Genomic DNA, 12359 nt, shown 5'->3' with positions numbered 1-12359 from the left:
AGTGGCTTTGAGATTAGCGGAACGTTCTGGAAAGTACGGCCATAGTGGGTGATAGCCCTGTACGCGAAAATCTCTTAGTCATGAAATCGAGTAGGACGGAGCACGAGAAACTTTGTCTGAATATGGGGGGACCATCCTCCAAGGCTAAATACTACTGACTGACCGATAGTGAACTAGTACCGTGAGGGAAAGGCGAAAAGAACCCCGGAGAGGGGAGTGAAATAGATCCTGAAACCGTATGCGTACAAGCAGTGGGAGCCCACTTTGTTGGGTGACTGCGTACCTTTTGTATAATGGGTCAGCGACTTATTTTCAGTGGCGAGCTTAACCGAATAGGGGAGGCGTAGCGAAAGCGAGTCTTAATAGGGCGTCTAGTCGCTGGGAATAGACCCGAAACCGGGCGATCTATCCATGGGCAGGTTGAAGGTTGGGTAACACTAACTGGAGGACCGAACCGACTACCGTTGAAAAGTTAGCGGATGACCTGTGGATCGGAGTGAAAGGCTAATCAAGCTCGGAGATAGCTGGTTCTCCTCGAAAGCTATTTAGGTAGCGCCTCATGTATCACTGTAGGGGGTAGAGCACTGTTTCGGCTAGGGGGTCATCCCGACTTACCAAACCGATGCAAACTCCGAATACCTACAAGTGCCGAGCATGGGAGACACACGGCGGGTGCTAACGTCCGTCGTGAAAAGGGAAACAACCCAGACCGTCAGCTAAGGTCCCAAAGTTATGGTTAAGTGGGAAACGATGTGGGAAGGCTTAGACAGCTAGGAGGTTGGCTTAGAAGCAGCCACCCTTTAAAGAAAGCGTAATAGCTCACTAGTCGAGTCGGCCTGCGCGGAAGATGTAACGGGGCTCAAACCATACACCGAAGCTACGGGTATCACTTAGGTGATGCGGTAGAGGAGCGTTCTGTAAGCCTGTGAAGGTGAGTTGAGAAGCTTGCTGGAGGTATCAGAAGTGCGAATGCTGACATGAGTAACGACAATGGGTGTGAAAAACACCCACGCCGAAAGACCAAGGTTTCCTGCGCAACGTTAATCGACGCAGGGTTAGTCGGTCCCTAAGGCGAGGCTGAAAAGCGTAGTCGATGGAAAACAGGTTAATATTCCTGTACTTCTGGTTATTGCGATGGAGGGACGGAGAAGGCTAGGCCAGCTTGGCGTTGGTTGTCCAAGTTTAAGGTGGTAGGCTGGAATCTTAGGTAAATCCGGGATTCTAAGGCCGAGAGCTGATGACGAGTGTTCTTTTAGAACACGAAGTGGTTGATGCCATGCTTCCAAGAAAAGCTTCTAAGCTTCAGGTAACCAGGAACCGTACCCCAAACCGACACAGGTGGTTGGGTAGAGAATACCAAGGCGCTTGAGAGAACTCGGGTGAAGGAACTAGGCAAAATGGCACCGTAACTTCGGGAGAAGGTGCGCCGGTGAGGGTGAAGCATTTACTGCGTAAGCCCATGCCGGTCGAAGATACCAGGCCGCTGCGACTGTTTATTAAAAACACAGCACTCTGCAAACACGAAAGTGGACGTATAGGGTGTGACGCCTGCCCGGTGCCGGAAGGTTAATTGATGGGGTTAGCTAACGCGAAGCTCTTGATCGAAGCCCCGGTAAACGGCGGCCGTAACTATAACGGTCCTAAGGTAGCGAAATTCCTTGTCGGGTAAGTTCCGACCTGCACGAATGGCGTAACGATGGCGGCGCTGTCTCCACCCGAGACTCAGTGAAATTGAAATCGCTGTGAAGATGCAGTGTATCCGCGGCTAGACGGAAAGACCCCGTGAACCTTTACTATAGCTTTGCACTGGACTTTGAATTTGCTTGTGTAGGATAGGTGGGAGGCTTTGAAGCGTGGACGCCAGTTCGCGTGGAGCCAACCTTGAAATACCACCCTGGCAACTTTGAGGTTCTAACTCAGGTCCGTTATCCGGATCGAGGACAGTGTATGGTGGGTAGTTTGACTGGGGCGGTCTCCTCCTAAAGAGTAACGGAGGAGTACGAAGGTGCGCTCAGACCGGTCGGAAATCGGTCGTAGAGTATAAAGGCAAAAGCGCGCTTGACTGCGAGACAGACACGTCGAGCAGGTACGAAAGTAGGTCTTAGTGATCCGGTGGTTCTGTATGGAAGGGCCATCGCTCAACGGATAAAAGGTACTCCGGGGATAACAGGCTGATACCGCCCAAGAGTTCATATCGACGGCGGTGTTTGGCACCTCGATGTCGGCTCATCACATCCTGGGGCTGAAGCCGGTCCCAAGGGTATGGCTGTTCGCCATTTAAAGTGGTACGCGAGCTGGGTTTAGAACGTCGTGAGACAGTTCGGTCCCTATCTGCCGTGGACGTTTGAGATTTGAGAGGGGCTGCTCCTAGTACGAGAGGACCGGAGTGGACGAACCTCTGGTGTTCCGGTTGTCACGCCAGTGGCATTGCCGGGTAGCTATGTTCGGAATAGATAACCGCTGAAAGCATCTAAGCGGGAAACTAGCCTCAAGATGAGATCTCACTGGGACCTTGAGTCCCCTGAAGGGCCGTCGAAGACTACGACGTTGATAGGTTGGGTGTGTAAGCGCTGTGAGGCGTTGAGCTAACCAATACTAATTGCCCGTGAGGCTTGACCATATAACACCCAAGCAATTTGCGTCGAAAGAGCAGATTGCGGTGTGTGAAGACGAAACGAACCGAAAGTTCGAAAGACTCACAAAACACCGAAAGCTATCACATACCCAATTTGCTGAAGCGAGGCCAGCTGGCCGCGACTCAGTACCCGAATTTCTTGACGACCATAGAGCATTGGAACCACCTGATCCCATCCCGAACTCAGCAGTGAAACGATGCATCGCCGATGGTAGTGTGGGGTTTCCCCATGTGAGAGTAGGTCATCGTCAAGATTAAATTCCGAAACCCCTATCTGCGTATGCAGGTAGGGGTTTTGTTTTTGCCTGCAAGAAAGTTCGTACAGCATTCTCGGACGGCTCCCGGCTGTCACAGTGTCTCGACAGTGCTAAGGTTCGGCCCTAGCTTTTCTATTTTTCCAAGGAAGCCTTTATGTCGGACGCCGCGTCCCTCAATGCCGGTTTTATGGTGGTTCAAAGCAACAGTCTGGATGAACTGCGTAGCCTGGTGATCAGCGTCATGCGGCACTACCCGCGGGCTCCCCTGGAAAATGAAATAGCCTTGGTACAGAGCAACGGCATTGCTCAATGGCTGAAACTTGCACTGGCCGAAGACCCTGAAGACGACGATATGGGTGGCTGCGGCATCGCGGCTGCTATCGATGTTCAACTGCCGGGTAGCTTCATGTGGCAGCTCTATCGGATGGTCCTGGGGCGTGATGAAATTCCGGTCAAATCCCTGCTCGATAAGGCGCCGTTGACCTGGCGTCTGATGCGCCTGCTGCCGCAGTTAATCGACCAACCCCATTTCGAACCTTTGCAACGCTTCCTGACCCACGACGCCGATTTGCGCAAACGCTATCAATTGTCTGAGCGTCTGGCGGATCTGTTCGACCAATACCAGGTGTACCGCGCCGATTGGCTTGAGGACTGGGCTGAAGGCCGACATCAACTACGCAATGGTCGAGGCGAAGCCAAGGCCCTGACCCCGGCCAATTGCTGGCAGGCAGCACTATGGCGTGCGCTGCTACTGGATGTTGGGGAGCAAGGCATGGCGCAAAGTCGTGCCGGTGTTCACCAACGGTTTATCGAACGCATCAACAGTCTCGACGTGGCACCTGCCGGATTACCTTCCCGAGTGATCGTTTTCGGGATTTCTTCACTGCCCGCTCAAGCACTGGAAGCGCTCGCCGGTCTGGCTCGATTCAGCCAGGTGCTGCTTTGTGTTCACAACCCGTGTCGTCACCATTGGGCGGACATCGTCGCCGATAAAGACCTTCTACGGCATCAATACAAGCGCCAAGCCCGCAAAAGCGGTATGCCGGTTGTCCTCGATCCGCAAACCCTTCACCAGCATGCACATCCCCTGTTGGCTGCATGGGGCAAGCAGGGACGGGACTACATCAACCTGCTCGACAGCTACGACGATCCCGGCAGCTATCGCTCGGCATTTCGCGACGGTCGCATCGACCTGTTCAGCGATAGCCAGCCACAAAATATGCTTAATCAGTTGCAGGACGACATCCTGGAGCTGCGTCCCCTAAGCGAGACCCGTGAACATTGGCCCGCTGTTGATCTGCAGACCGACAAGTCGATCCGTTTTCACATCGCCCACAGCGCCCAGCGGGAAGTGGAAATCCTTCACGACCAACTGCTCGAACGCTTCAGCGCCAGTCCGGATCTGAGGCCTCGCGACGTGATCGTGATGGTCCCGGATATCGACAGTTACGCTCCGCATATCCGCGCGGTATTTGGTCAACTGGAACGCAACGACCCGCGCTTTATTCCTTTCACCCTGGCGGATCAGGGCCAGCGCGGTCGTGACCCGCTGCTGATCGCTGTCGAACACCTGCTCAAGCTGCCGGACAGTCGCTTCCCGGTCAGCGAGATCCTCGATCTGCTGGACGTACCCGCACTGCGTGCCCGCTTCGGCGTGGAAGAGCCCGACCTGCCAACCTTGCACCGATGGATTGAAGGCGCCGGCATCCGCTGGGGAATGAATGCCGAACAACGAGCCGCCCTCGGTCTGCCGCAAGAGCTGGAGCAAAACAGTTGGCGTTTCGGCCTGCGTCGGATGCTGCTCGGTTATGCAGTCGGCAGCGCCAGTGCCTGCGAAGGCATCGAACCCTATGATGAGATCGGCGGGTTGGATGCCGCGCTCATCGGTCCTTTGGTTGCGCTGCTGGACGCGCTGGAAATCGCGCATCAGGAACTCACGCAGCCGGCTCCGCCAAAACAGTGGGGAGTACGCTTGCAAGGGCTGGTCCAGCTGTTTTTCAAGGCCAGCAACGAACATGACGACTATTTGCTGGCTCAACTCGAAGAGCTGCGCGAAACCTGGCTCGATACCTGCGAGTCAGTGGGGCTACAGGACGAGTTGCCACTGACGGTCGTCCGCGAGGCGTGGCTGGCCGGTCTTGATCAGGGGCGTTTGTCCCAGCGTTTTCTGGCCGGCGCAGTCAACTTCTGCACCTTGATGCCGATGCGGGCGATCCCGTTCAAACTGGTTTGCCTGCTCGGGATGAATGACGGGGATTACCCTCGTGCACAACCGCCGCTGGATTTTGACCTGATGGGCAGTGACTACCGACCCGGTGATCGGTCTCGGCGTGAAGATGATCGTTATCTGCTGCTGGAAGCGCTGCTGTCCGCCCGCAATCAACTCTATATCAGCTGGGTAGGCCGTAGCATTCGGGATAACAGCGAGCGACCGGCGTCGGTATTGATCGGGCAGTTACGCGACCACCTCGCCAGCGGTTGGCGACTCGATGAAGAACACAAACACCTGCTCGAAGAAATGACCCAGGAACACCCCCTGCAACCGTTCAGTGCCCGCTATTTCCACGAAGGCGATGCTTTGTTCAGCTACGCCAGCGAATGGCAGGTGCTTCATCAAGCTAACAAGCAAACCGCTGATATCGAGATTCTGGAACCCTACATTCAGGATGAACCACTGGGTCTGGGACAATTGCAGGACTTCCTGCGCAATCCCGTACGACATTTCTTCAGCCAGCGACTCAAGGTGTTCTTTGAAGCGGCCGAAGTCCCTTTGGCTGATGAAGAACCTTTCGTGCTCGACGCACTGCAACGCTACAGCCTCAGCGACAGTTTGCTTGAGGCGGCACTGAGTCAACTGGACCACTCTGATCAGGCGTTGGAAGCTCACGCCATACGCCTGCAAAACAGCGGCCTGCTGCCCATGGCCGGTTTTGGTGAATGTCTGCAGCGAGAGTTGATCGAGCCGCTGCCGGATTTGCTGCAACGTTATCAACAGCTCCTGGCGCTGTGGCCGACGCCCCTGACCAGTGCTTTGCCGGTGAATCTGGAATTACACGACTTGCGCCTTGAAGGTTGGCTCAGTGGCCTGCATCAACGCGCCGATGGGGGAATGTTGTCGGTCACCACAATTCCCAACAGTATCGGCTCGATCAAGACCCGCAAGTGGCATCGACTGACGCGGCCCTGGGTCAATCACCTGGTGGCGTGCGCCAGCGGTCTGGCGATGACCACAGCGCTGGTAGCCAGTGATGACACTCTGCTGCTGGAGCCTCTGGAGAAGGGGGGCGCGTTACAGATCCTTGGTAACCTGCTGCTGGCCTGGCAAACGGGCATGCGCCAACCACTGCCGATCGCAGTGAAAACCGCGTTCGCCTGGCTCGGTCAAACCGACCCGGTCAAAGCCGAGGCCGCTGCGCGAAAAGCCTATGAAGGCGATGGCCAGACCACCGATGGCGAGCGACGCGAAAGTCCGGCACTGGCCCGGCAATTCGCCGACTACGACAGCCTGGTTGCAGATGAAACCTTCCCCGGTTGGTGCGACGCTTTGTACCGGCCATTGCTAGAAGCGCCTTGGCGTTCACTGACCAGCGAAGGCGCACGCTCATGACTACCAAAACACCGCTGGCCCTGGCCTTTCCTCTGCGCGGCAGCCAACTGATCGAAGCCAGCGCCGGGACCGGCAAGACCTTTACCATCTCTGCACTTTATTTGCGTCTGGTGCTTGGGCACGGTGGCGAGTCGACGGGGTTTGGCCGTGAGTTGTTGCCGCCGCAAATCCTCGTCGTGACCTTTACCGATGCCGCCACCAAAGAACTGCGCGAACGTATTCGCACACGCCTGGCCGAAGCGGCAAGGTTCTTCCGGGATGAGATTCCGGCGCCCGATGGCCTGATAGCCGAGTTGCGGGACGAGTTCCTTCCCGAGCAATGGTCCGGCTGCGCAAACCGTCTGGACATCGCCGCTCAATGGATGGACGAAGCGGCAGTCTCAACCATCCACAGTTGGTGCCAGCGCATGTTGCGTGAGCACGCGTTCGACAGTGGCAGCCTGTTTACCCAGACCCTGGAAACCGATCACAGCGATCTGCTGGGCGAAGTCCTGCGCGATTATTGGCGGCTGTTCTGTTACCCGATGCAAGGCGACGCGCTGAACTGGGTGCGTGGTAATTGGGGCGGTCCCGCCGCGTTGCTGCCGCGAGTGCGAGGGTTGTTCGCCAGCGAGCGCGACAGTGTCGAGGGAAAAGAGCCTGCTGAGCTGATTGCCGAGTGCCTGCTCGAACGACGCACAGCGCTGCTCGAACTCAAGATGCCCTGGCGCCAATGGGCGGACGAATTACTGGCGATCTGTCACCAGGGCGTGGCGAGCAAAAGCGTCGACGGGCGCAAGATGCAGGCACGCTACTTCGAACCATGGTTTGAAAAGATCAAAGCCTGGGCTGAAGACGAGGCCCTTGAACAACTGGACATCGGCACCGGCTTCACCCGCCTGACTCCCGATGGCATGGCTGAAGCCTGGAAGGGTGAAGCACCGCGTCATCCCGGTTTGGAGGCGATGCCTGGCCTCAAGGTCAGTCTCGATGGTTTGCCGACGCCGGATGCTGCGGTGCTGCAACACGCGGCCCAGTGGGTCGGCGCACGGTTCGAAGAGGAAAAGCGTCGCCGCGCGGAAATGGGCTTCGATGACATGTTGCTGCGCCTCGATGCAGCCTTGCAGTCCGACGGCGGCGAACGCCTGGCTACCCTGATCCGCGAACAGTTCCCGGTGGCGTTGATCGACGAATTCCAGGACACCGACCCGGTGCAATACCGCATCTTCGAAAGCATTTATCGCATCGAAGACAACAACCCCGAATGCGGGTTGTTCCTGATCGGCGACCCGAAGCAAGCGATCTATGCCTTTCGCGGCGCCGACATCTACACCTACCTGCGTGCCCGTCAGGCCACCAGCGGCCGCTTGCATACGCTGGGCACCAACTTCCGTTCCAGCCACGGCATGGTCGATGCGGTGAACCATGTTTTCGCGCGTGCCGAGTCGCGGGAAGCCGGGCGCGGTGCATTCCTCTTTCGCGAGAGCAACGGCGACAATCCGGTACCGTTCCTGCCCGTCGAATCCCAAGGTCGTAAAGAGGTTCTGCAGGTTGAAGGCCAGGGTGTGCCGGCGCTGAACATCTGGCACCTGTCCGCGGATCAGCCGCTGTCCGGTGTGGTGTACCGACAACAACTGGCCGCTGCTTGCGCCAGTGAAATCACGGCGTTGCTCAACGGTGGGCAACAAGGTCGCGCTGGGTTTATACAAGACGGCAAAGATTTCCGGGGGCTGCTGCCGGCCGACATCGCGATCCTGGTGCGCGACGGCAAAGAAGCCCAGGCCGTGCGCGGTGAACTCTCTGCACGCGGTGTGCGCAGCGTTTATCTGTCGGACAAGGACTCGGTGTTCGCCGCCCAGGAAGCCCACGACCTGCTGACCTGGCTCAAGGCATGCGCCGAGCCGGACGTCGAGCGTCCACTGCGCGCCGCCCTGGCTTGCATCACGCTGAACCTCTCATTGACTGAACTCGAGCAACTGAACCAGGACGAACTGGCCTGGGAAGCGCGGGTCATGCAGTTCCGTCGTTATCGCGAGATCTGGCGCAAACAGGGCGTGCTGCCGATGCTCCGGCGTTTGCTGCATGACTTCCAGTTGCCCCAGGCATTGATCACCCGTAGCGACGGCGAGCGTGTATTGACCAACCTGCTGCACCTGTCCGAGCTGCTGCAACAAGCCGCCGCCGAACTCGACGGCGAACAAGCCCTTATCCGGCATTTATCCGAGCACCTGGCGTTGTCCGGGCAGGTGGGTGAAGAACAGATCCTGCGTCTGGAAAGTGACGAGCAACTGGTCAAGGTTGTGACCATCCACAAGTCCAAGGGCCTGGAATATCCCCTGGTGTTTCTGCCTTTCATCTGCTCGGCGAAACCGGTGGATGGCAGTCGCTTACCGCTTCACTACCACGACGCCTCGGGCAAGGCGCAGGTGACTTTGAGGCCGACGCCCGAGTTGATCGCCCAGGCCGACGACGAGCGGCTGGCCGAGGATCTGCGCTTGCTCTATGTTGCGCTGACTCGCGCGCAACATGCTTGCTGGCTCGGGGTGACCGACCTCAAGCGCGGCAATAACAACAGCTCGGTGCTGCACTTGTCGGCCTTGGGCTATCTGTTGGGCAGCGGTGCGATATTGCCCGAGTCCGCCGGTCTGAAGCGTTGGCTGGAAGACCTGCAACAGGATTGTCCTGCGCTGAGCTACGCAGAGATGCCCGAAGCGACTACCGAGCATTACCATCCGCCGCGTAACGAAGCGACGTTGCTCGCACCGTTGGTGCCCAAGCGCAAGGCCAGTGAAAACTGGTGGATTGCCTCCTATAGCGCTCTGCGCATTGGCGACAGCATGAGCGTGGGTACTGACGAGGCGCCGGAAAGCCCACAAGCGCAAAAGCTCTTCGACGATGAACGTCTCGACCCCGAAGCCCCGCGGGAAGTAATGACCGGTGGCGCGGATATTCACCGATTTCCTCGCGGTCCGAACCCCGGCACCTTTCTCCATGGTTTGTTGGAATGGGCCGGTGACGAAGGTTTCAGCGCAATGCCAAAAGCCGTGGAAGATGCCGTTGCCCGTCGCTGCAATCGTCGTGGCTGGGAGGGCTGGATCGTCACGCTGAGCGACTGGCTGCAGCACCTGCTCAAATCCCCGTTGCACATTGGCGGCGGTCAGCCACCGGTCGTGTTCGAGCAACTGGTCCAATACCGGGTCGAGATGGAATTCTGGTTCGCCAGCCATAAAGTCGATGTGCTCAAACTCGATGAACTGGTGCGCCAATACACCCACAACGGTGTTGCCCGAGTGGCCGCCGAGCCGGTGATGCTCAATGGCATGTTCAAGGGTTTTATCGACTTGACCTTCGAACACGATGGTCGCTATTACGTCGCCGACTATAAATCCAACTGGCTTGGCATCGACGACGCGGCCTACACCGAGCAAGCCATGGAGCAGTCGATTCTCGACAATCGCTACGACCTGCAATACGTGTTGTACCTGCTGGCATTGCATCGTCAGCTCAAGGCGCGACTGCCTGACTACGATTACGACCGGCGCATATCGGTGGCGCCCTTTACCTGTTCCTGCGCGGTACGCGAGCGGCCAGCCAGGGCGTGTATTTTGCCCGTCCGCCACGGGAGTTGATCGAGCGTCTGGATCGTCTGTTCCAGGGCAAGCCGGAACCCAAGGCCGAACCCGCCTGGGAACAGGGAGTACTGCTATGAGCCGCACCTTTGCCGATTTGCTGCCCACGCCACTGGCGGATGAAAGCCTGACGGACCTGGCGCCGCTGACCCGCGCTGATGATCTTTTGCTGCTACTCACCCGGTGGGTCGAACGGGGTTGGCTGCGTGCCCTGGACAAGGCCTTCGTCGCCTTTCTCCACGAACTCGCCCCCGATGATGATCCGCTGGTCTTGCTGGCGGCGGCGTTGACCAGTCACCAGCTCGGCCACGGTCATGTGTGTCTGGATCTGTTCGAGACACTCAAGGCGCCGGACTTTGCCCTGTCACTGCCGCCAGAAGGTGATGTGCAAGGTGGCGCGATGTTGCTGCCGTCGCAGTTGCTTGAAGCGCTGGACGGCGCTCACTGGTGCAAAGTGCTGGCCTCCAGCAGTCTGGTGGCGTTGGCGGTCGATGGTCGTGAGGCCGCGCGGCATCGGCCACTGGTGTTGTCCGGAAAGCGCCTGTATCTGCGCCGCTATTGGGCTTACGAGCGCCGCATCGATAATGCGTTGCGCCAACGCCTGTCGGAGCACGAGGCAACACCCGGCGATTTGCTTCAGCGCCTGACCGGTTTGTTCGGCCCTGCCAGGCCTGGCGAGGTGATCGACTGGCAAAAACTCGCCTGTGCCCTGGCCACCCGCGGTGCGTTCAGCATCGTGACTGGCGGGCCGGGGACCGGCAAGACCACCACGGTCGTGCGCTTGCTGGCACTGCTTCAGGCGCCAGCCGTGGAGGCGGGAAAACCGCTACGTATTCGCCTTGCCGCGCCCACCGGCAAGGCCGCGGCAAGGCTGACGGAGTCCATCAGCCAGCAAGTCCAGACCTTGACCGTTGCCGAAGCGGTGCGGGCAAAAATTCCGTCCGACGTCACCACCGTGCACCGTCTGCTGGGCAGCCGCCCCGGCACCCGACATTTCCGTCACCACGCCGGTAACCGCTTGCCGCTGGATGTGTTGGTGGTCGACGAAGCCTCGATGATCGACCTGGAGATGATGGCCAATCTGCTCGACGCATTGCCCGCGCATGCGCGGTTGGTGCTGCTCGGTGACAAGGACCAGTTGGCCTCCGTGGAAGCGGGGGCCGTGCTGGGGGATTTGTGTCGCGATGCCGAGGCCGGTTGGTACAGTCCGCAGACACGCCAGTGGCTGGAGGCCGTCAGCGGCGAAAGCCTTGAAGCCAGCGGTTTGCACGAGGATACCGAGGGCACTCATCCGTTGGCCCAACAAGTGGTAATGCTGCGTCACTCGCGTCGATTCGGCGAAGGCAGCGGCATTGGCCAGTTGGCCCGATGGGTCAATCAACAACACCCCGAAGAAGCGCGCAAGCTGCTGGCCGAACGCAGCTTTAAGGACGTATTTTCCTTGTCCCTCAAAGGTGAGCAGGACAAAGCGCTGGAGCGTTTACTGCTCGACGGTCACGACGACGGCCCACAAGGTTATCGACATTACCTGAGCCTGCTGCGCACGCAGCGACCACCCCTCGGCAGCAGCCTCGATGAGCCTTGCTGGACCGAGTGGGCACGGCAGGTGCTGAATGCTTTCGATACCTTCCAGTTATTGTGCGCCGTACGCAAAGGGCCTTGGGGCGTCGAGGGTTTGAATCAGCGCGTGACCGAGGCCTTGCTCAAGGCCCGGTTGATCGACAGCGATCAGCAGTGGTACGAAGGCCGACCGGTGTTGATGACCCGCAACGATTACGGCCTGGGCTTGATGAACGGCGACATCGGTATTGCGCTCAAGCTGCCGGAGCGCGACGGGCCCGAGGCTGGCAAGCCGGTGCTGCGTGTCGCCTTCCCGCGTAACGACGGTCAGGGCGGCGTGCGATTTGTGCTGCCGAGTCGCCTCAATGACGTCGAGACGGTCTACGCGATGACCGTACATAAGTCCCAGGGCTCGGAATTTGCCCACACGGCGTTGATCCTGCCGGACGCCCTGAATCCGGTCCTGACCAAGGAATTGATCTACACCGGAATCACCCGGGCCAAGGACTGGTTCACCCTGATCGAACCGCGTGCCGGGGTGTTTGAAGAGGCGGTGCAACGCAAGGTTAAGCGCTTGAGCGGACTGATGCTGGAGCTGGAGGAGGGTATTGAGTTTAGCCCTTAATATGCCAATCGGTTGACGACGTAAATCTGTCCGAAGCGCCGTGTTCTGCGGCCTCGCGGGCATTTCG

The 12359-nt window shown here is 58.5% G+C and carries 2 protein-coding genes, 2 rRNA genes and 1 pseudogene (1 of these 5 only partly in view); all 5 read left to right on the top strand.

Annotated features, from left to right (window positions below):
• Positions 1 to 2620: ribosomal RNA gene (locus ACZ89E_RS18905) — 23S ribosomal RNA — on the top strand; it begins 272 nt to the left of the window's first position.
• Between the two features lie 153 nt (positions 2621 to 2773).
• Positions 2774 to 2889, top strand: a 5S ribosomal RNA gene (gene rrf / locus ACZ89E_RS18900).
• Between the two features lie 157 nt (positions 2890 to 3046).
• On the top strand, positions 3047 to 6499 hold the full coding sequence (recC, locus tag ACZ89E_RS18895) for an exodeoxyribonuclease V subunit gamma (RefSeq protein ID WP_476256226.1): 3453 nt from the start codon (positions 3047 to 3049) through the stop codon (positions 6497 to 6499).
• Positions 6496 to 10187: pseudogene (recB, locus tag ACZ89E_RS18890) on the top strand (exodeoxyribonuclease V subunit beta). The gene recC and the pseudogene recB overlap by 4 nt, the downstream one beginning before the upstream one ends.
• Entirely contained in the window at positions 10184 to 12292 is a 2109-nt protein-coding gene (gene recD / locus ACZ89E_RS18885) for an exodeoxyribonuclease V subunit alpha (RefSeq protein ID WP_476256225.1), read from the top strand. Before recB ends, recD begins: the two are co-directional and overlap by 4 nt.
• Positions 12293 to 12359 lie beyond the last annotated feature (67 nt).

Source organism: Pseudomonas sp. TE3899, assembly GCF_056279105.1.
This window is presented reverse-complemented; position numbering and strand designations above follow the sequence as displayed.